Source organism: Ramlibacter sp. JJN2-2R, assembly GCF_057747835.1.
Genome location: NZ_CM173226.1, coordinates 872,560 through 892,708 on the forward strand (window position 1 = coordinate 872,560; position 20,149 = coordinate 892,708).

The 20,149-nt window shown below is 70.3% G+C and carries 13 protein-coding genes; 10 read left to right on the plus strand and 3 right to left on the minus strand.

The features are described from left to right. Positions 1 to 39: 39 nt before the first annotated feature. Entirely contained in the window at positions 40 to 972 is a 933-nt protein-coding gene (locus tag AC3ANR_RS04315; RefSeq protein WP_488290645.1) for a methionyl-tRNA formyltransferase, read from the plus strand. On the opposite strand, the gene AC3ANR_RS04320 is transcribed toward AC3ANR_RS04315, so the two are convergent. Then, the gene (locus tag AC3ANR_RS04320) at positions 950 to 1,903 is read right to left on the minus strand and encodes a LysR family transcriptional regulator (RefSeq protein ID WP_488290646.1); all 954 of its coding nucleotides are present in this window, start codon (positions 1,901 to 1,903) and stop codon (positions 950 to 952) included. The two genes, AC3ANR_RS04315 and AC3ANR_RS04320, sit on opposite strands and share 23 nt — an antisense overlap. A gap of 112 nt (positions 1,904 to 2,015) precedes the next feature. Between AC3ANR_RS04320 and AC3ANR_RS04325 the strand changes: the two genes are divergently transcribed. Together AC3ANR_RS04325 and oxlT are read left to right on the plus strand one after the other, a co-directional pair. After that, positions 2,016 to 2,291 (plus strand): HAD family hydrolase, encoded by a 276-nt coding sequence (locus AC3ANR_RS04325; protein ID WP_488290647.1) that lies wholly within the window; start codon positions 2,016 to 2,018, stop codon positions 2,289 to 2,291. A gap of 459 nt (positions 2,292 to 2,750) precedes the next feature. After that, positions 2,751 to 4,079, plus strand: a complete 1,329-nt coding sequence (oxlT, locus tag AC3ANR_RS04330; protein WP_488290648.1) for an oxalate/formate MFS antiporter — start codon at positions 2,751 to 2,753, stop codon at positions 4,077 to 4,079. 12 nt (positions 4,080 to 4,091) lie between these two features. On the opposite strand, the gene AC3ANR_RS04335 is transcribed toward oxlT, so the two are convergent. After that, positions 4,092 to 4,715: a Crp/Fnr family transcriptional regulator gene (locus AC3ANR_RS04335; RefSeq protein WP_488290649.1), complete on the minus strand. Its 624-nt coding sequence runs from the start codon at positions 4,713 to 4,715 to the stop codon at positions 4,092 to 4,094. Between the two features lie 170 nt (positions 4,716 to 4,885). Here AC3ANR_RS04335 and oxc point away from each other — a divergent pair, with 170 nt between their 5' ends. The 6 genes from oxc to AC3ANR_RS04365 are packed head-to-tail and all read left to right on the plus strand — an operon-like array spanning position 4,886 to position 15,417. Next, positions 4,886 to 6,616 (plus strand): oxalyl-CoA decarboxylase, encoded by a 1,731-nt coding sequence (gene oxc / locus AC3ANR_RS04340; RefSeq protein ID WP_488290650.1) that lies wholly within the window; start codon positions 4,886 to 4,888, stop codon positions 6,614 to 6,616. A 40-nt stretch (positions 6,617 to 6,656) separates the two neighbouring features. Beyond that, a complete protein-coding gene (frc, locus tag AC3ANR_RS04345; protein WP_488290651.1) occupies positions 6,657 to 7,904 on the plus strand; it encodes a formyl-CoA transferase in 1,248 nt (415 codons plus the stop codon). Between the two features lie 59 nt (positions 7,905 to 7,963). Continuing rightward, positions 7,964 to 10,105, plus strand: a complete 2,142-nt coding sequence (locus AC3ANR_RS04350) for an acetate--CoA ligase family protein (protein ID WP_488290652.1) — start codon at positions 7,964 to 7,966, stop codon at positions 10,103 to 10,105. A gap of 7 nt (positions 10,106 to 10,112) precedes the next feature. After that, entirely contained in the window at positions 10,113 to 11,849 is a 1,737-nt protein-coding gene (locus AC3ANR_RS04355; RefSeq protein ID WP_488290653.1) for an NAD(P)H-dependent oxidoreductase subunit E, read from the plus strand. Continuing rightward, entirely contained in the window at positions 11,846 to 14,686 is a 2,841-nt protein-coding gene (gene fdhF / locus AC3ANR_RS04360) for a formate dehydrogenase subunit alpha (protein ID WP_488290654.1), read from the plus strand. Before AC3ANR_RS04355 ends, fdhF begins: the two co-directional genes overlap by 4 nt. Further along, a complete protein-coding gene (locus AC3ANR_RS04365; protein ID WP_488290655.1) occupies positions 14,686 to 15,417 on the plus strand; it encodes a CoA pyrophosphatase in 732 nt (243 codons plus the stop codon). The genes fdhF and AC3ANR_RS04365 overlap by 1 nt, the downstream gene beginning before the upstream one ends. Before the next feature lie 19 nt (positions 15,418 to 15,436). On the opposite strand, the gene AC3ANR_RS04370 is transcribed toward AC3ANR_RS04365, so the two are convergent. Further along, a complete protein-coding gene (locus tag AC3ANR_RS04370) occupies positions 15,437 to 16,492 on the minus strand; it encodes a tellurite resistance/C4-dicarboxylate transporter family protein (RefSeq protein WP_488290656.1) in 1,056 nt (351 codons plus the stop codon). Between the two features lie 151 nt (positions 16,493 to 16,643). Between AC3ANR_RS04370 and AC3ANR_RS04375 the strand changes: the two genes are divergently transcribed. Beyond that, positions 16,644 to 20,126 (plus strand): hybrid sensor histidine kinase/response regulator, encoded by a 3,483-nt coding sequence (locus AC3ANR_RS04375; RefSeq protein ID WP_488290657.1) that lies wholly within the window; start codon positions 16,644 to 16,646, stop codon positions 20,124 to 20,126. Positions 20,127 to 20,149 lie beyond the last annotated feature (23 nt).

A 20,149-nucleotide genomic window follows, 5' to 3' on the forward strand; every position in this document is an offset into this window, starting at 1 on the left:
CTGGCCGGCGCGGGCCGGCCATTGTTAGCATCGGCCCCCATGCGTATCGTCATCATGGGCCAGAACGAGTTCGGCCGCGCCGCACTCGAGGCCTTCCTGGCCCGGGGCCACGTCGTCTCCGCCGTCTTCTGCAGTCCCGCCAAGTCCAAGGGCAAGCCCGATCCGCTCCACGAGGCGGCCGAGGTCCACGGCGTGCGGGTGCACCAGTTCCCCAGCCTGCGCAGCCCCGAGGCGCACGACGCCATGCGGGCCGCCCGGCCCGAACTGGTGGTCATGGCTTACGTGCTGCAGTTCGCCCCCGCGTCGCTGCTGGAGATCGCGCCGCTCGGCGCCATCCAGTACCACCCTTCGCTGCTTCCGCGCCACCGGGGGCCGTCGGCCATCAGCTGGGCGATCGCCAGCGGCGCGCAGCGCACGGGCCTGACCATCTTCCGGCCCACCGACGGCCTGGACGAGGGGCCGGTGGTGCTGCAACAGGTGTGCGACATCGGCCCCGACGAGACGCTCGGCGAGCTGTACTTCAACAAGCTGTTCCCGATGGGGATCGAGGCGCTGCTCAAGGCCGCGGACATCGTGGCGGCGGGGCAGGCGGCCGATCTCGCGCAGGAGCACGCCGGCGCCTCCTACGAGGGCTGGCTGCAGGACGACAGCGCGCAGGTCCACTGGGGCCTGCACGTGGACGTGATCTACAACCTGATCCGCGCCTGCAATCCCTCGCCCGGCGCCTGGACGATGCTGGGCGGCACCAAGGTGCGGCTGTACGACTGCCGCAAGCTGCCCACCGCCACCCACGGCGAAGTCGGCGGCCCGCCCGGGACGGTGGCCGCCATCACGCGCCAGGCGATCGTGCTGAATGCGCACGGCGGGCGCATCGAGGTGCAGCGCGTGCGGCCCGAAGGCGGCGCGAAGATGGCGGCGGCCGAGTTCGCGGCCAGCGCCGGCCTGCAGGTCACCCCGCGCGCTGCTTCCTGAGGCCGGCGCGCGGGCTGCCCGCCAGCGCGCGTTCCACCGAGGCGGCGCCCTCGGTGAGCAGGAACGACTTGAAGGCCTGCGCCACCGGCGGCAGGTGCTTGCCGCGCCGGTGCACCACGTACCAGTTGAGCATCAGCGGCAGGCCGCGCACGTCCAGGATGGCCAGCTCGCGCGCGTGCAGCTCGCGGCTGAGGGTGTGCGCGGACAGGAAGCTCAGGCCCATGCCCGCGACCACGGCCTGCTTGATGGTCTCGGTGCTCTTGATCTGCATCACCACGTTCAGGTTGGCGACGTCGTCGCCGAACGCGTCCTCCATCGAGTTCCAGGTGTCCGAGCCGCGCTCGCGCACGATGAACGGCTCGCCGAACAGGCGCCGCAGCGGGATGCGGCGCTGCGCCGCCAGCGGATGGCTGGGGGCGGCGATGACGACATAGGGGTGGGGCGCGAACGGCTCGGCCACCATGTCGGCGTCTGCCGGCGGGCGCACCATCACCGCCAGGTCGGTGGCGTTGGCCGCCAGTTGCTCCAGCAGCTCCTCGCGGTTGCAGACCACGAAGTTGAGCGTGATGCCGGCGTGGCGGGCGGCGAACTCGACCAGCAGCTTGGGGAAGAAGTAGTCGCCGGCGCTGATGACGCTGACGTTCAGGCGGCCGCCCTGCACGCCCTTGAACGCGGCGAGCGCGTCCTCGGCTTCCTGCACGCGCTCCAGGATCGCGCGGCTGCTGGCCAGCATCTGCCGGCCCGCCGCCGTGAGGTAGACCTTCTTGCCCAGCTGCTCGAACAGCGCGATGCCGGCATGGCCCTCGAGCGTGCGCACCTGCGCCGAGACGGCCGGCTGCGTGAGGTGCAGCTCCTCCGCCGCGCGCGAAAAGCTCAGGTGGCGGGCGACGGACTCGAACACCTTGAGCTGGCGGAGCGTGGCATTGCGCATGGGCGAACCATAACCGATCCCTTCTCGAATCGATCAAATACTTTCATTGTTCTTTATGCAGCTCGCGGCGTAGATTGCCTCCAACCCACAGCAACGGCAAAGGAGTTCGCAAATGATGGAAGCTGTCGAGTCGGTGAGCGGCACGCGCCATGAACCGGAGATCCTGAGGCAGGCCTACAACAGCGCCTTCGAGGAGCTGGGGCTCGCCTGGCACTGGGACCGCGCGACCTTCGCGGGCCTGCCGCAGGGCAAGGCCGGCGTGCGCACCTACGTGGAGCGCGAGCATCCGCACCTGCTGCGCGCCTACGACGCCGACTTCCTGGTCGACGCGATCGAGACCGCCAAGTCGCGCTGCGAAGGCGTGATGAAGGGCCGCGCCGGCTGCTGAGCCGCCTCGTTGCGCCCACAAAAAAGCCGGCTCGCGCCGGCTTTCTTGCATGGGGGCGACACGAAGCCGCCGCGCCATCACTTTCGCAGGGCTTGGATCAACAGGCCGAGCGGGGTGGCAAAGAACAGTTCCTTGACGAGCGCGGACAGCCGGTCCGTCCCCGAGGCGGGCCAGCTGGCGGTTGTGGTGTGGGACATGTGTGAACTCCGAGTCAAAAAAATCTGCGACTGCCGCGATTTTAGGGTTTGTCCTCTTCCCTCATTCATCGCGCGTTTGTCGCTTCTGATCGCACCCAGGCCAGCGCAATGCAGAGTTTCGTCCCCCCGGCGTTGCTAGTGCAAACCCGAATTCGTGACCGCGGTCAAGAAATGCGCCCGAGGGCGACGCCCAGAATCAATGGCCGCATCCGGTAAGGCAGGTCGAGCCGGAGAAGTTCACAGCGCCAAGGAGACACAACGCATGAGCAATTCCGTCGAGGCCCCGGGTGTATTCGGGGCCGGCGGTGAGCCGGTCGCAGCGGCGGCCGGGCATCGCAGCAGCTACCGTTGGGGCCAGCTGTTCATCGGCATCGTCTGCATGGCGATGATCGCCAACCTGCAGTACGGCTGGACGCTGTTCGTCAACCCGATCGCGGAGGCGCACGGCTGGACCAAGGCCGCGATCCAGGTGGCGTTTTCCATCTTCGTCCTCACCGAGACCTGGCTGGTGCCCATCGAGGGCTACATGGTCGATCGCTTCGGACCGCGCGTGGTCGTGCTGGTCGGCGGCCTGCTGTGCGGGATCGGCTGGGTGATCAATGCCTATGCGAACACGCTCACCTTGCTGTACATCGGCGCAGCCGTGGGCGGCATCGGCGCGGGCGCCGTCTATGGCACCTGCGTGGGCAACGCGCTCAAGTGGTTCCCCGACCGACGCGGCCTGGCGGCGGGCCTCACCGCCGCGGGCTTCGGCGCCGGCTCGGCGCTGACCATCGTGCCGATCTCGGCCTTCATCAAGTCGCACGGCTACGAGGCCGCGTTCCTCTACTTCGGCATCGGGCAGGGACTGATCGTGTTCGCGCTCGCATGGCTGCTCACCCGGGCGCCGGAGGCGCGCAAGATCGTCGGCGCCACCGAGGCCAAGCTGCAGCAGTCGCGCAAGGACTATGGCCCGGGCGAGATCGTGCGCACGCCGGTGTTCTGGGTCATGTACGCGATGTTCGTCATGGTGGGCGCCGGCGGACTGATGGCCGTTGCGCAGCTGGCGCCGATCGCCAAGGACTTCAGGATCGCCGACGTACCGGTGTCCCTGGTGGGCATGACGCTGCCGGCGCTGACCTTCGCGCTGGCCATCGACCGCGTGCTCAACGGGGTGACGCGGCCGTTCTTCGGCTGGGTGTCCGACCAGATCGGCCGCGAGCTCACGATGCTGATCGCCTTCGGGCTCGAGGCGGTGGGCATCCTGGCGCTGTTCAAGTTCGGCCAGGATCCGATCATGTTCGTGGTGCTCACCGGCCTGGTGTTCTTCGCCTGGGGCGAGATCTACAGCCTGTTCCCCTCGACCTGCGCGGACACCTTCGGCTCCAGGTACGCGGCCGCCAATGCGGGGCTGCTGTACACGGCCAAGGGGACGGCCTCGCTGCTGGTGCCGCTGTCCAGCGTGCTGGCGGCAGCCACCGGCGGCTGGCACTCGGTGTTCCTGGCCGCGTCGGCGCTCAATGCGATCGCGGCGCTGATGGCGTGGTTCGTGCTACGGCCGATGCGCAAGGCCCAGATGGATCGCGCGGCGCGCGAGGCCGGCGCCGCCTGAGCGGGCGGCCGCTCAGATCTTGCCGCGCTGCTTCAGGCGGCTGAGCGTCTCGGCCGACAGGTTCAGGTAGGTCGCCAGTTCCTTCTTCGGCAACCGTTCGGCCAGGTCCGCGTGCTTGCGCATGAAGCGCTGCACGCGGCCCGGCGCATCCAGCAGGTGCAGCGTGATGGTGTGCGCCATGATGTCGCTCATGTGGTGCATCACCGAGTACTCGAAGGCCTGCTTCAGGGCCGGATTGCGCTCGATGTACGCCACCCAGTCGCGCAGCGGCAGCTTGGCCACCCGCGCCCGGGTCACGCAGACGATGCTGTACGGCGCCGGCGTGCCCAGCCGCCACGCGGCATAGCTGGTCTCCATCTCGCCCTCGGCGGCAAAGCGCAGGATCATCTGCTTGCCCGCCGGGTTGGCGACCACCCGCTTGAGCACGCCGTCGAGGATGAAGTACTGCTCCATCTCGTGCACGCCCTGGTGCAGCAGCCAGTAGCCCTTGCTGCAGTCCATGATGGACAGCTGCGGCTCCAGCTCCATCATCTGCCCGGCCGTCATGCCCTTGAGCAACACGTTGTGGGCCAGCTGCACGCGGATGACGTTGCGCTCGGGATGCTCTTCGATCGAGACGGGAGTGGGGTTGTTCATGCAGGGGTGATCGCGAGCCGGCGCACGCGCTTGACCGCGGTCAAGAATGCGCAACCGCGAGGGGGCCGCGCGCGCCTGGAGTGGGGCAAAAGTTGACCGCGATCAAGAGCTTCTTTCGAGACGGATTCCTATCATAGACCGCGACAGTTCACCGATTTCGAGGAGACTCCATGAGCACCGACGCGCAGTCCCAGGACACCATTGATTCCTTCCACCTCCTGATCGAGGCCCTGAAGCTCAACGACATCGACACGATCTACACGTTGCCGGGCATCCCGATCACGGACCTCACGCGAATGGCGCAGGCCGAGGGCCTGCGCGTGATCTCGTTCCGCCACGAGCAGAACGCGGGCAATGCGGCCGCCGCCGCCGGCTTCCTCACGCAAAAGCCCGGCATCTGCCTGACGGTGTCCGCGCCCGGCTTCCTCAACGGCCTGACCGCGCTGGCCAACGCCACCACCAACTGCTTCCCGATGATCCTGATCAGCGGCTCCAGCGAGCGCGAGATCGTCGACCTGCAGCAGGGCGACTACGAGGAGATGGACCAGCTCGCGATCGCCAAGCCGCTGTGCAAGGCGGCCTACCGCGTGCTGCACGCCGAGGACATCGGCGTGGGCATCGCGCGCGCCATCCGCACCGCCGTCTCCGGCCGGCCCGGCGGCGTGTACCTGGACCTGCCCGCCAAGCTGTTCACGCAGTCGCTGCCCGCGCAGGCCGGCCGCCAGTCGCTGATCAAGGTGGTCGATCCGGCGCCGCGCCAGATCCCCGCGCCCGAGTCGGTCGCGCGCGCCATCGACGTGCTCAAGGCCGCCAAGCGCCCGCTGGTGCTGCTGGGCAAGGGCGCGGCGTACGCCCGCGCCGACAACGAGATCCGCGAGTTCATCGAAAAGACCGGCATCCCGTACCTGCCGATGTCGATGGCCAAAGGCCTGCTGCCCGACACGCACCCGCAGTCCGCGTCGGCCGCCCGCTCCTACGTGCTGGCCGAGGCCGACGTCGTGATGCTGGTGGGCGCGCGCCTGAACTGGCTGCTGTCGCACGGCAAGGGCAAGACCTGGGGCGGCGCCTCGTCCAAGGACGCCGGCAAGCAGAAGTTCATCCAGGTCGACATCTCGCCGGTCGAGGCCGACAGCAACGTGGCGATCGCCGCGCCGGTGGTGGGCGACATCGGCTCGTGCATGTCCGCGATGCTCGGCGCCGTGCGCGCCGGCTGGGCCAAGCCGGCGGCGGAGTGGACCGGCGCCATCGCCGACCGCAAGGACAAGAACCTGACCAAGATGGCCGAGACGCTGGCGAAGGATCCTTCGCCGATGAACTTCCACAGCGCGCTCAACGTCATCCGCGAGGCGGTCAAGGCGCGTCCCGACGCGATGGTCGTCAACGAGGGCGCCAACACGCTGGACTTCGCGCGCAGCATCGTCGACATGTACGAGCCGCGTCGGCGCCTGGATGCCGGCACGTGGGGCATCATGGGCATCGGCATGGGCTACTCCATCGCCGCCGCGGTCACCACCGGCAAGCCGGTCATCGCGATCGAGGGCGACAGCGCCTTCGGCTTCAGCGGCATGGAGGTCGAGACGATCTGCCGCTACAACCTGCCGGTGTGCGTGGTCGTGTTCAACAACAACGGCGTCTACAAGGGCACCGACGTCAACCCGCGCGGCGGCGACGTCGCGCCCACGGTGTTCGTCAAGGACGCGCGCTACGAGATGATGATGCAGGCGTTCGGCGGCGTCGGCGTGCGCGCCACCACGCCGGCGGAGCTGGGCCGTGCCCTGGACGAGGCCATCACCTCGGGCCGCCCGACGCTGATCAACGCCATCATCGACGAGACCGCCGGCACCGAGAGCGGCCGCATCACCAGCCTCAACCCGAGCGCGGCCAAGAAGAAGGCCGCCTGATCCGCACCGGCGGGCCAAGAGTTCAACGAAAGAGCAAGCAATGAGCAAAGCACTGGAAGGCGTCAAGATCCTCGACTTCACCCACGTCCAATCGGGCCCCACCTGCACGCAGCTGCTGGCCTGGTTCGGCGCCGACGTGATCAAGGTCGAGAAGGCGGGCGAAGGCGACGCCACGCGCGGGCAGCTGCGCGACATCGAGGGCGTGGACAGCCTGTACTTCACGATGCTGAACCACAACAAGCGCTCCATCACCCTGGACACCAAGAGTGCCAAGGGCAAGGAGGTGCTGGTGGAGCTGATCAAGCAGTGCGACGTGCTGGTGGAGAACTTCGCTCCCGGCGCGCTGGACCGCATGGGCTTTTCCTGGGAGCGCATCCAGCAGATCAACCCGCGCATGATCGTCGCCTCGGTCAAGGGCTTCGGCCCCGGCCCGTACGAGGACTGCAAGGTGTACGAGAACGTGGCGCAGTGCGCCGGCGGGGCGGCCTCCACCACCGGCTTCGACGACGGCCCGCCGCTGGTGACCGGCGCGCAGATCGGCGACTCGGGCACCGGGCTGCACCTGGCGCTGGGCATCGTGACGGCGCTGTACCAGCGCAACACCACCGGCCGCGGCCAGCGCGTGCTGGCGGCGATGCAGGACGCGGTGCTGAACCTGTGCCGCGTGAAGCTGCGCGACCAGCAGCGGCTGGACCGCACCGGCGTGCTGCAGGAGTACCCGCAGTACCCGGACACCGAGTTCGGCGACGCGGTGCCGCGGGCGGGCAATGCCTCGGGCGGCGGCCAGCCGGGCTGGATCCTGAAGTGCAAGGGCTGGCAGCACGACCCCAACGCGTACATCTACTTCATCACGCAGGCGCCGGTGTGGGGGGCCATCTGCAAGGTGATCGGCGAGGAAGGCTGGATCACCGACCCGAACTACGCCACGCCCAAGGCGCGGCTGCCGCACCTGAAGACCATCTTCTCGCGCATCGAGGAGTGGACCATGACCAAGACCAAGTTCGAGGCCATGGACATCCTGAACAAGTACGACATCCCGTGCGGGCCGATCCTGTCGATGAAGGAGATCGCCGCCGAGCAGTCGCTGCGCGAGACGGGCACGATCGTGGAGGTGGACCATCCCAAGCGCGGCAAGTACCTGAGCGTGGGCAACCCGATCAAGCTGTCCGACAGCGTCACCGAAGTCACCCGCTCGCCGCTGCTGGGCGAGCACACCGACGAGATCCTGGCCCAGCTGGGCTACACCCGCGACCAGATCGCCGAGCTGCGCGAGACCAAGGTCGTCTGAGGGTCATGGCGCGGGGCCGCGCCCCGCTTGTGGAGCATACTTTTTCCAAGGAGACAGACATGGGCAACTTCCAGGGCGACAAGGCCAAGGTCCGCCAGATCCTCGACGCGGTCAAGAAGGAAGGGCGCGACGCGCTCACCGCGCCGGAGGGCAAGCTCGTGTGCGATGCCTACGGCATCAACGTGCCCAAGGAGGGCGTGGCCTCCAGCGCCGCCGACGCGTCGAAGATGGCCGCCTCGATGGGCTTCCCGGTCGTGATGAAGATCGTCTCGCCGGACATCCTGCACAAGACCGAGGCCGGGGGCGTGATCGTGGGCGTCAGGAACGCCGACGAGGCCACCAGCGCCTACGAGCAGATCATCGCCAATGCGAAGAAGTACAAGGCCGACGCCAAGATCGTGGGCGTGCAGGTGCAGCAGATGATCAAGGGCGGCCAGGAGGTGATCGTCGGCGCGATGACCGACGACAGCTTCGGCAAGCTGGTCGCCTTCGGCATGGGCGGCGTGCTGGTGGAGGTGCTCAAGGACGTCACCTTCCGCCTGGCCCCGGCCACGCGCGAGGACGCCGCCTCGATGCTCGACTCGATCCAGGCCGCCGAGATGCTCCGGGGCGTGCGCGGCGGCAAACCGGTGCACCGCGAGGCGCTGCAGGACACCATCGTTCGCGTGTCCCAGCTGGTCTCCGACTTCCCCGAGATCGCCGAGATGGACCTGAACCCGGTGTTCGCCAGCGAGGAAGGCGCCATCGCCGCCGACGTGCGCATCGTGGTGAACTTCGCGCAGAAGGCGCCGCGCTACCGCCCCGACGAGAAGGACGTCGTCACCTCGATGAACCGCATCATGCGGCCCAAGGCGGTGGCGGTGATCGGCGCGTCCAACGAGGCCGGCAAGATCGGCAACTCGGTGATGAAGAACCTGATCAACGGCGGCTACAAGGGCACGATCTACCCGATCCACCCGAAGGAGGCCGAGATCATGGGCCTCAAGGCCTTCAAGAGCGTCAAGGACATCCCGGGCGAGATCGACACGGCCGTGTTCGCCATTCCCGCCAAGCTGGTGGCCGGCGCCCTGAAGGAGTGCGGCGAGAAGAAGATCGCCGGCGCCATCCTGATCCCTTCGGGCTTCGGCGAGACCGGCAACGTCGAAGGCCAGGAGGAGCTGCAGCGCATCGGGCGCGAGTACAACATCCGCCTGATGGGGCCGAACATCTACGGCTTCTACTACACGCCCTCGAACCTGTGCGCGACGTTCTGCACGGCCTACGACTACAAGGGCTCCACGGCCCTGTCGTCGCAGTCCGGCGGCATCGGCATGGCCATCATCGGCTACTCGCGCTCGGCCAAGATGGGCGTGTCGGCCATCGTCGGCCTGGGCAACAAGTCGGACATCGACGAGGACGACCTGCTGCTGTTCTTCGAGCAGGACGACAACACCAAGGTGATCGCCCAGCACGCCGAGGACCTCAAGGACGGCCGCGCGTTCGCCGAAGTGGCCAAGCGCGTCTCCAAGAAGAAGCCGGTCATCATGCTCAAGGCCGGGCGCACCGAGATGGGCGCGGCGGCCGCCAGCTCGCACACGGGCGCCGTGGCCGGCACCGACAAGATCTATGACGACGTGCTGCGCCAGTCGGGCGTGATCCGCGCCAGGAGCCTGCGCCAGATGCTGGACTTCGCGCGCGGCGTGCCGATCCTGCCCACCCCGAAGGGGGAGAACGTGGTGATCATCACCGGCGCGGGCGGCTCGGGCGTGCTGCTGTCGGATGCCTGCGTCGACAACGGCCTGAAGCTGCTCAAGCCCATGCCGGCCGACCTGGACGCGGCGTTCCGCAAGTTCATCCCGCCGTTCGGCGCGGCCGGCAACCCGGTGGACATCACCGGCGGCGAGCCGCCCATCACCTACATGAACACGGTGCGCCTGGGCCTGGAGGACGACCGCATCCATGCGCTGATCCTGGGCTACTGGCACACCATCGTCACCCCGCCGATGGTGTTCGCCAGGAACATGGTCGAGGTGGTCGAGGAGATGAAGGCCAAGGGCAAGGTCAAGCCGGTGGTCGCCTCGCTCGCCGGCGACGTCGAGGTCGAGGAGGCCGCGCAGTACCTGTACGAGCACGGCATCCCCGCTTATGCATACTCCACCGAGATCCCGGTGGAAATCCTGGGCGCGAAGTACCAGTGGGCCCGCGCCGCCGGTCTCCTGTGAGCCACGTTTGAACGCACGATTCATCCCCATCGTCCCCGAGGGCGAGCCGCTGCGCCAGCGCAAGCGGCGCGGCCCGCGGGGCCGCAAGCCCGGCGAGCAGGCGCTCGCCGAGGTGCGCGAGCTCCTCGGCCCGGGCCCGCATCGCCGTGACCTGCTGATCGAGAACCTGCACCTGCTGCAGGACCGCTTCGGCCACCTGTCGACCGACCACCTGTCCGCGCTGGCGCAGGAGATGCGCCTGGCGCAGACCGAGGTGTTCGAGGTCGCGACCTTCTATCACCACTTCGACGTGGTGCGCGAGGGCCAGGAGCCGCCGCAGGCGCTCACGGTGCGCGTGTGCGACGGGCTCGCCTGCGAGCTGGCCGGCGCGCGCGAGCTGCTGGACAAGCTGCCGGCGCTGCTGGGCACCGACGTGCGCGTGATCGCGGCGCCGTGCATCGGCCGCTGCGAGCAGGCGCCCGCGGCGGTGGTGGGGCAGAAGGCGGTTCCCAGGGCCACGGCCGACAAGGTGCAGCAGCTGGTGGGGCAGGGCGAGGTGCGCGGCACGCCGTCCGGCTTCATCGGCCTGGACGAGTACCGCGCCGCCGGCGGCTACCGGCTGCTGGAGCAGTGCCTGCGCGGCGAGCGTCCCGTCGAGGACGTGATCGCCACGATGGAATCGTCGGGCCTGCGCGGCCTGGGCGGCGCGGGGTTCCCGGCCGGCCGCAAGTGGCGCATCGTGCGCAGCGAGCCGGCGCCGCGGCTGATGGCGGTGAACATCGACGAGGGCGAGCCCGGCACGTTCAAGGACCGCTTCTACCTCGAGCGCGACCCGCACCGGTTCCTCGAGGGCATGCTCATCGCCGCCTGGGCGGTGGGCATCGACGCCATCTACGTCTACCTGCGCGACGAGTACCACGACTGCCGCCAGCTGCTGCAGCAGGAGCTCGACCGCCTGCAGGCCGCCCCGCCGTCGTCGGGGCTGCCGCGCATCGAGCTGCGACGCGGCGCGGGCGCCTACATCTGCGGCGAAGAGTCGGCGATGATCGAATCCATCGAGGGCAAGCGCGGCATGCCGCGCCTGCGGCCGCCGTACGTGGCGCAGGTGGGCCTGTTCGGCCGGCCGACGCTGGAGCACAACTTCGAGACCCTGTTCTGGGTGCGCGAGCTGCTCGAGAAGGGCGCCCAGTGGTTCAGCAGCCAGGGCGCCAACGGGCGCAAGGGCCTGCGCTCGTATTCCGTCTCGGGCCGGGTCAAGAGTCCCGGCGTCAAGCTGGCGCCCGCGGGCGTGACCATCCAGCAGCTGATCGACGAGCACTGCGGCGGCATGCAGGACGGCCACCGCTTCTATGCCTATCTGCCCGGCGGCGCCTCCGGCGGCATCCTGCCGGCGTCGATGAACGACATCCCGCTCGACTTCGACACGCTGCAGCCGCACGGCTGCTTCATCGGCTCGGCGGCGGTGATCGTGCTGTCCGACCAGGACCGCGCGGTGGACGCCGCCCGCAACCTGATGCGCTTCTTCAAGGACGAGTCGTGCGGCCAGTGCACACCCTGCCGTGCCGGCACGGCCAAGGCGCTCGGCCTGATCGAGCAGCCGCGCTGGGACGTGGCGCTGCTGGGCGAACTCTCGGCGGTGATGCGCGACGCATCGATCTGCGGCCTGGGCCAGGCGGCCCCGAATCCGGTGGACTGCGTCATCCGCTACTTCCCCCACGAGCTGGGCCTGCCGGCCCGCCCTGACACTCCGGGAACGACCCCATGAATGCCGTCACGCGCGCCGAACTGGCGCAGGTCGAGACTGCGCCGGTGCGATTCACCTTCAACGGCCAGCCGGTCGAGGGCCGGGCCGGCGAGACGCTGATCCAGGTCGCCGACCGCCTGGGCCTGGGCCAGGAGATCCCGCGCCTTTGCTACAAGCCGGGCATGGACCCGGCCGGCAACTGCCGCGCCTGCATGGTCGAGATCAAGGGCGAGCGCGTGCTCGCCCCCAGCTGCTGCCGCGCGCCCGCCGAGGGCATGCAGGTCGACAGCGCCACGCCGCGCGCGGTCGCGGCGCAGAAGATGGTGCTGGAGCTGCTGCAGTCCGACATGCCGGAGGCCGACTACACGCGGCACAACGAGCTGGACGAGTGGTCGGTGCGCCTGGACCTGGGCAAGCCCCGCTTCGCCGCCCGCCGGCAGGTCGGCCCGGATCTCTCGCATCCGGCCATCGCGGTCAACCTGGACGCGTGCATCCAGTGCACCCGGTGCCTGCGCGCCTGCCGCGACGAGCAGGTCAACGACGTCATCGGCCTGGCCTGGCGCGGCGAGAATGAGAAGATCGTGTTCGACATGGACGACGCCATGGGCGTGTCCACCTGCGTCGCCTGCGGCGAGTGCGTGCAGGCCTGCCCCACCGGGGCGCTGATGCCCGCGCGCGACGCCGCGCTGCCGGTTCCGGACAAGCAGGTGGCCTCCGTGTGCCCGTTCTGCGGCGTCGGCTGCCAGCTCACCTACAACGTCAAGGACGGCAAGATCCTGTTCGTCGAGGGGCGCGACGGCCCGGCCAACCACGGCCGGCTGTGTGTCAAGGGACGCTACGGCTTCGACTACGCGCACCACCCGCACCGGCTCACCAAGCCGCTGATCCGGCGCGCCGACGCGCCCAAGCTGCCGAACGGCACGCTCGAGCCGCACCAGGTGCTCGACGTCTTCCGCGAGGCGACCTGGGAAGAGGCCCTGGCCGTCGCGGGCGGCGCGTTGCGCCGCATCCGGGACGAATCCGGCCCCAACGCGCTGGTGGGCTTCGGCTCCGCCAAGGGCAGCAACGAGGAGGCCTATCTGTTCCAGAAGCTGGTGCGCACGGGCTTTCGCACCAACAACGTGGACCACTGCACGCGTCTGTGCCACGCCTCGTCGGTGGCGGCGCTGCTGGAAGGCATCGGCTCCGGCGCGGTGTCCAACCCCGTGATGGACGTCACCAAGGCCGAGCTGATCATCATCATCGGCTCCAATCCCACGGTGAACCACCCGGTGGCCGCCACCTGGATGAAGAACGCCGTGCAGCACGGCACCCGGCTGGTGGTGATGGATCCGCGCCAGTCGGACCTCACGCGGCTGGCCTGGCGGCACCTGCAGTTCAAGGCCGACACCGACGTGGCCATGCTCAACGCGATGATGCACGTCATCGTCGAGGAGGGCCTGGTCGACCAGTCGTTCATCGATGCGCGCACCATCGGCTTCGACGAGCTGCGGCGCAACGTCGCTGAGTACAGCCCTGAGCGCATGGCGCCAATCTGCGGCATCGACGCACAGACGCTGCGCGAGGTCGCGCGCGCCTACGCCACCTCCAAGGGGTCGATGATCCTGTGGGGCATGGGCGTGTCGCAGCACGTGCACGGCACCGACAACGCGCGCTGCCTGATCGCGCTGTCGCTGATGACCGGCCAGATCGGCCGCCCCGGCACCGGGCTGCACCCCCTGCGCGGCCAGAACAACGTGCAGGGCGCCTCCGACGCCGGCCTGATCCCGATGATGTTCCCGGACTACCAGAAAGTGGCGGACCCGGACGTGCGGGCCCGCTTCGAGAAGTCCTGGAAGCTGCAGCCCGGCAGCCTGGACGCCCAGCCCGGGCTCACGGTGGTGGAGGTGATGCACGCCGCCTCCGAGGGGCGGGTCAAGGGCATGTACATCATGGGCGAGAACCCCGCGATGTCGGACCCCGATGCCAACCATGCGCGCGAGGCGCTCGCCGGGCTCGAGCACCTGGTCGTGCAGGACATCTTCCTCACCGAAACCGCGGCCCTGGCCGACGTGGTGCTGCCCGCCAGCGCGTTCCCGGAGAGGACCGGCACGTTCACCAACACCGACCGCCTGGTGCAGCTGGGCCGGCAGGCCATCGATCCGCCCGGCGACGCGCGCCAGGACCTGTGGATCATCCAGGAGATGGCGCGCCAGATGGGCCTGGACTGGAACTATCCCGGCGTGGCCGAGGTGTTCGACGAGATGCGGCACACCATGCCCAGCATCGCCGGCATCACCTGGGACCGGCTCGAGCGCGAGCACGCCGTCACCTACCCCTGCACGCAGGAAGGCGACCCCGGCCAGCCTGTGGTGTTCGTCGACAGCTTCCCGCGCGAGGGCGGCAAGGCGCGCTTCGTGCCGGCGGACATCATCCCGGCCGCGGAGCGCCCCGACCCCGAGTTCCCGATGGTCCTCATCACCGGCCGGCAGCTCGAGCACTGGCACACCGGCAGCATGACGCGCCGCGCCACGGTGCTCGATGCCATCGAACCCGATCCGGTCGCGATGGTCCATCCGCTGGACCTGGCCGACCTGGGCGTCAAGCCCGGCGAGGTGATCACCATCGCATCGCGGCGCGGCCAGGTGAGCCTGTACGCGCGGGCGGACGAGAACTCGCCACGCGGCACGGTGTTCGTCGCGTTCTGCTACTACGAGGCGGCGATCAATCGCGTCACCAACGACGCGCTCGACCCCGTGGCCAAGATCCCCGAGCTGAAGTACTGCGCGATCAAGCTGCTGCCCGGTGGCGAAGCCCCGCGGCAGGTCAGCTTCGGCGGCGGCCAGGCCATGGCCGCGATCCTCGAACACGCGGGCTGATGGCGCCGGCCGGCGTGCAGCGGCCCGCGCCGGCGGCGCCGCTGCCGCCGGACCTCACGCCGCTGGCCGCGCTGCCCGGCTTCGACCCGCTCGCGCACCGCATCGCCGGCCCGCCGTGGCAACGCCTGCCGGCGGGCGCGCTCACGCGGGAGGCGATCCGCGCGCGCTTTCGCTCGCCGCCGCCCTGGCAGCCCGGGCCATGGCCCGCGTACCGCTTCACCCGGCGCCCGCCGACGGTGGCCGCGGTGCTGGTGCCGCTGGTGCTGCACGCGCAGCCCACCGTGCTGCTCACGGTGCGGACGGCGCACTTGGCGGCGCACTCGGGCCAGGTGGCGTTTCCCGGCGGCAAGCAGGACCCGGGCGACACCTCGCTGGCCGCAACGGCGCTGCGTGAGGCGTCCGAGGAGATCGGCCTGCAGCCCGGCGCGGTCGAGGTGGTCGCGTGCTGGCCGGCGTTCACCACCGGCACCGGATTCCAGATCACGCCGGTGATCGGCCTCGTGGCGCCCGGTGCCGCCGTGCAGCCGTCCGAGCACGAGGTGGCGGCGGTGTTCGAGCTGCCGCTGGCCGAGGTGCTGGATCCGCGCCACCACGGCTGGCACCGCCTGGACGTCGACGGCGTGGCGCGCGAGTGGGTCACCGTCACGCCGCCGGCCCTGGGCAGCGACCGGGTGATCTGGGGCGCGACCGCGGCGGTGCTGCTGGATCTCTACCGCTTCTTCAACGCCTGAGCGGCGCAGCCGCCGGCGATCACGCCGTCGGCGCGCCGCGGCCGCGCACGCCGACGCCCAGCCGCAGCAGTCCGGCCGCGGCGGCCAGCCAGGCGGCGGCGGACAGCCAGAAGAACAGGGCCGACACACCGGCCAGGAACGCGAGGTGCAGCGCGGCGGCCATCCGGCCGGTGGCCACCGAGTACATCCCGAGCGGGAAGACGGCGCTCCACTGCGCGAGCGAATAGCGCACCGGCTCGCGCCGCAGCAGGTGCCGCCAGGCATGCAGCACGACCAGCAGCGGCAGCCACCAGGTCCCCGTCACCCAGCACAGCACCGTGCCGCCGCGCAGCAAGGGCAGCATGTCCTGCAGCAGGGGAGAGTCCGCGGCGCCCTGCACCAGCAGCGCGCCGGCCAGCGTCGAGATCGCCATGGCGCCCATGTTGATCCACCAGGGCGGCGTGAGGTCGGCGGCGTCGAACCGGAAGAAGAACATCCGGTAGACGATCAGCGCCATCAGCCAGGTGTAGAGCGCGCCGCCGAGCAGCCAGGCGCCCAGCGCCAGGAACTCCAGGGGCATCCGCGCGGGCGGCGCCGTGCCGGGCGACAGCAGCGCGGCCAGGACCGCCAGCGATTGCGTGGCCACCACCGCCAGCAGCCAGGCGCCGTCGATGCCCTGCGCCAGGGCGGGCTTGTGGCGCGCGATGGCGAGCCCGGCGAACACGGCGTAGGTGAGCACGACCCAGGCCAGCGCGGCGAGCGCGAACAGGACCACCGCCGCCTGCGAGCCCGTGCCGATCGTCGCCAGGCCGCTGCCCACGACGGCCGTGCCCGCGACCGCGGTGAAGAAGCCGGGAGCGCGCCGGTGGTCCTGCAGGTCGGCCAGCACGCCGGCCGGCTTCGCCGCGATGCGCCACGCCAGCAGGCCCCCGCACACCAGCAAGGCGATGGCCGCCACGGCGACGAGCAGCGTGCCGGCCGGCCCGTGACCGTGCTGCAGGGCGGCGATGCCCACGATGCCCGTCGCCATCACGACCGAGAAGGCCGAAGGCGGCAGGTGGGCCGCGGCACGGCTGAATGCGGCTCCTGCGGGCATGCGCGCGACTATAACGGCGCGCGCCGGCGATTCGCGCCGGGCGCCGGCCCGCCTGCAGCCGCGCGAAGCTCATCCGTGGCGGCTGCGTATAGTCGAGTGTTCCCCGAAGTCTGGAGTCGACGTGCAGCCGTTCTTGCGCGATGGTGGTGAGATGGGCGCGCGCATTGCCCAGGCCGATTGGGGCCGAACCGCGCTGGGCGATCCTGCCGCCTGGCCGCAGTCGCTCAAGACGGCCGTGAGCCTGATGCTGCGCGCGCGCCAGCCGGTGTTCATCGCCTGGGGACCGCAGCTCCTCTCCCTCTACAACGACGGCTACATCCCGATCTGCGGCGCCAAGCACCCGCAGGCCCTGGGCCGGCCGATGGCGCAGGTCTGGGCCGAGATCTGGGACACGCTGTCGCCGATCAACGACGCGGTGCTGCGCGGCGAGCCGCAGTGGTTCGAGAACATGGCGTTCAACCTGGCCGGCCGCGCGGATGCGGACACCAGCTACTTCAGCTTCTCGTACACGCCGCTGCTGGACGATGAGGGCCGCATCGGCGGCATCTTCTGCTCCGCGCTGGAGACGACCAGCACGATGCGGCTCGCACAGCACCAGGCCGACGAGGTGCAGCGCCAGCAGCGCATGTTCGAGCAGGCCCCCGGCTTCATCTGCACCCTGCGCGGACCGGACCACGTGTTCGAATTCATCAACGATGCGCACCGGCGGCTGTTCCGCCGGCCCGGCATCATCGGCCAGGCCTTCCGCCAGGCCTTCCCCGACATCGCGGGCCAGGGCCTGGACGAGCGGCTGGACGAGGTCTACCGCACGGGCGAGCGCTTCGTCGCCAACGGCGTGAAGCTTCGCCTGCGCGAGACGCCCGAGGCGCCCGGGCGCGAGGTCCTGCTCGACTTCGTGTTCGCGCCGGTCTTCGACGAGGCGGGCCAGGTGCGCGGAATCTTCTGCGAGGGCCAGGACGTGACCCTCGCCCATGCCGCGCAGCAGGCCTTGCTGGAAAAGGAGGAGCAGCTGCGCCTGGCCACCGACGCGGCCGAAGTGGCGCTGTGGGACGTGGACCTGCTGCTCGGCACGGTCGACTGCCCGCCGACGGCCCGGGCCATGCTCGGCCTGCCCGCCGGCGGGGCCGTCACGCTGGAGGACTTCTTCGGCGCGCTGCAGCCCCTGGACCGCGAGGCGGCCCGCGCCGCCTTCGCGCGCGCGCGCGATCCGGCCGTGCGCGCCGTCTACGACATCGAGGGCCGCACGATCGCCAGCGAGGACGGCCGCTTCCGTTGGGTGGCGGTCAAGGGCCGCGGCCTCTTCGACGCCACCGGGCGCTGCACGCGCGTGCTCGGCACCGCCATCGACATCACGGAGCGCAAGGCGGCCGAGCAGGCCATGGAGGTCGCCCTGGAGGCCAGCCGCACGGGCACCTTCCACTGGGACATCCGCAGCGACCGGCTGTGGTGGGACACCGCGCTGGACAAGCTGTTCGGGCTGCGGCCCGGCGAGGCGGTGCACACGCTGGAGCAGTTCGTCGACCTGGTGCACCCGGACGACCGGGCGGGCGTGATCGAGCGCTGCCAGCGGTGCCGCTCGCACGCCGACGACTTCGAGATGGAGTTCCGAGTGGTGCACCACGACGGCTCCATCCACTGGCTGTACGACCGCGGGCGCACCTTCGTCGACGCCGACGGCCGCGCCAAGACCATGACCGGCGCGTGCGTGGACATCACGGACCGCAAGCACGCCGAGGCCGCGCTGCGCGCCAGCGAGCTGTTCTACCGCCGCACGCTGGAGTCGGTGCCGGGCATGACGTTCTCGAGCGACGCCGCCGGCAACTGCGATTACCTGAGCGCGCAGTGGGCGCAGTACACCGGCGTGCCGGCCGACGCCCACCTGGGCCGGGGGTGGCACGACGCCCTGCATCCGATTGACCGTCCCCGGGCGCTGTCCGCCTGGAACGAATCCGTGCGCACCGGACTTCCGTACGACGCGGAGTACCGGGTGCGCCGGCACGACGGCGACTTCCAGTGGTTCAAGGCGCAGGCCCGCGTGATCGCGGCCACCGAGGGCGTGCCCTCGCGCTGGATCGGCAGCCTGCTGAACGTCAACGACCTGAAGGAGGCGCAGGCCGCCGTGCTGGAGCGCGAACGCGAACTGCGCGCGGTCGCGGACAACTCGCCCGACGTCATCGTCCGCTTCGACCGCCAGCTGCGCCACGTGTTCGTGAACGCCACCATCGAGCGGGTGACCGGCCTGCCGATGGCGCTCTTCCTCGGCCGCACCAGCCGCGAACTGGGCATGCCCGGCGCGCTGTGCGACCAGTGGGACCGGGCGACCCTGAAGGTGTTCGAGGAGCGCCGCGCCGTCGAACTGCAGTACGAGTTCGAGCAGGGCGGCTCCGGCCGGCACTTCGCGTCGCGCCTGGTGCCCGAGATCGGCGACAGCGGCGAGGTGGACCACGTGCTGGCCGTCACCCGCGACGTCACCGAGGCCTGGCTGGCGCAGGAGGGCCTGCGCCGCGCCGACCGTCAGAAGGACGAATTCCTGGCGACGCTGGCGCACGAGCTGCGCAATCCGCTCGCGCCCCTGCGCACCGGCCTGACCGTGCTGGAGCGCGGCGGCGGCACGGCGGAGGAGCGCCGCGTGCGCCAGATCATGGACCGCCAGCTCACGCACATCGTGCGCCTGGTCGACGAGCTGCTGGACATCGCGCGCATCAGCCAGGGCAAGATCGTGCTGCGGCGCGAGACGCTGCAGCTGCACACCGTGCTGGAGCATGCGATCGACGCCTCGCGCCCGCTGCTCGAGGCGCAGGGGCACACGCTGGCCTGGGACGGCGCGGATCCCTCCTGGCACGTGCACGGCGACCTGACGCGGCTGGTGCAGGTGGTGAGCAACGTGCTGAACAACGCCATCAAGTACACGCCGCCGGGCGGGCGCATCGCCGTGCGCGCCCAGCTGCAGGGCAGCGAGCTGCAGGTGGTCGTCGAGGACGACGGCATCGGCATCCCCAAGGAGCTGCTGGGCCGCGTGTTCGACCGCTTCGTGCAGGTGGAGCAGCACCAGGAACGGGCGCAGGGCGGGCTGGGTATCGGCCTGAGCGTGGTGCGCTCGCTGGTGGAAATGCACGGCGGCCGCGTCGCTGCCGACAGTGCGGGGCCCGGCTCGGGCAGCCGCTTCATGATCTGGCTGCCGCAGGTGCAGGAGGTCCGGTCGCTGCAGGAGGGCGCGCCCGCGACCCCCGCGAGCGAGGCGCCGGGCCAGACGGTGCTGGTGGTCGACGACAACCGGGACGCGGCCGAGACGCTGGCGCTGCTGGTGGGCATGCAGGGGCACCAGGTGCTGACCGCCGCCAGCGGCGACGAGGCGTTGCGGCTGGCCGCCCGGCACCGCCCGCAGCTGGCGCTGCTCGACATCGGCATGCCGGGCATGAACGGCTATGAACTGGCCGCGCGATTGCGGGCCTTGCCCGGCGGCGCGCAATGCACGCTGGTGGCATTGACCGGCTGGGGCAGCCCGGAGGACCGCGCCCGGTCCCGCGCCGCCGGCTTCGACCTGCACCTGACCAAGCCGGTGGAGATCAGCGCGCTCGACCAGCTGCTGGCGGCCGGCGCGCGGGTCACCGGGGTCGAGCCGCAGGCACGGTGACTGTCGCGTCGCGAAGCGCCGCA

Excerpts from the sequence above, each read along its gene's own strand:
- AC3ANR_RS04370 (WP_488290656.1), bottom strand. The coding sequence starts at position 16,492 with ATGCCCGCAGGAGCCGCATTCAGCCGTGCCGCGGCCCACCTGCCGCCT.
- fdhF (WP_488290654.1), top strand. The coding sequence starts at position 11,846 with ATGAATGCCGTCACGCGCGCCGAACTGGCGCAGGTCGAGACTGCGCCG.
- AC3ANR_RS04315 (WP_488290645.1), top strand. The coding sequence starts at position 40 with ATGCGTATCGTCATCATGGGCCAGAACGAGTTCGGCCGCGCCGCACTC.
- AC3ANR_RS04335 (WP_488290649.1), bottom strand. The coding sequence starts at position 4,715 with ATGAACAACCCCACTCCCGTCTCGATCGAAGAGCATCCCGAGCGCAAC.
- AC3ANR_RS04350 (WP_488290652.1), top strand. The coding sequence starts at position 7,964 with ATGGGCAACTTCCAGGGCGACAAGGCCAAGGTCCGCCAGATCCTCGAC.
- AC3ANR_RS04325 (WP_488290647.1), top strand. The coding sequence starts at position 2,016 with ATGATGGAAGCTGTCGAGTCGGTGAGCGGCACGCGCCATGAACCGGAG.
- AC3ANR_RS04375 (WP_488290657.1), top strand. The coding sequence starts at position 16,644 with ATGGGCGCGCGCATTGCCCAGGCCGATTGGGGCCGAACCGCGCTGGGC.
- AC3ANR_RS04365 (WP_488290655.1), top strand. The coding sequence starts at position 14,686 with ATGGCGCCGGCCGGCGTGCAGCGGCCCGCGCCGGCGGCGCCGCTGCCG.
- AC3ANR_RS04320 (WP_488290646.1), bottom strand. The coding sequence starts at position 1,903 with ATGCGCAATGCCACGCTCCGCCAGCTCAAGGTGTTCGAGTCCGTCGCC.
- frc (WP_488290651.1), top strand. The coding sequence starts at position 6,657 with ATGAGCAAAGCACTGGAAGGCGTCAAGATCCTCGACTTCACCCACGTC.
- oxc (WP_488290650.1), top strand. The coding sequence starts at position 4,886 with ATGAGCACCGACGCGCAGTCCCAGGACACCATTGATTCCTTCCACCTC.
- oxlT (WP_488290648.1), top strand. The coding sequence starts at position 2,751 with ATGAGCAATTCCGTCGAGGCCCCGGGTGTATTCGGGGCCGGCGGTGAG.